We start from the raw sequence: 230 nt of genomic DNA, 5'->3' as shown, positions 1-230 counted from the left end.
GATTTTTGCCAACAAAGTCTTCGCGCCTGCCCAACCAATCAGGAAGTGCTTTGCCTGCATAACCTGCTACTGGTGTTAAGTGGTCGTCAGGACAACGCGCGTTTGCAGCGCGAGAAACTGCTGCGCGATTATCCGCTGAACGCCACTCTGTGGTGGCTGAACTGGTTCGATGGTCGTAGCGAATCAGCCCTCGCGCAGTGGCGCGGTCTGTGTCAGGGACGCGACGTTAA

1 protein-coding gene is annotated in these 230 nt (G+C 56.5%); it reads left to right on the top strand.

Annotation, left to right across the window (positions count from 1 at the left end):
• Positions 1-230 (top strand): hypothetical protein (locus QP119_RS11770; RefSeq protein WP_284776362.1); only part of this gene is annotated, 230 nt, incomplete at both ends.

The sequence above is a fragment of the Corynebacterium frankenforstense genome (assembly GCF_030211955.1).
GTDB lineage: Bacteria > Actinomycetota > Actinomycetes > Mycobacteriales > Mycobacteriaceae > Corynebacterium > Corynebacterium frankenforstense_A.
This window is presented reverse-complemented; position numbering and strand designations above follow the sequence as displayed.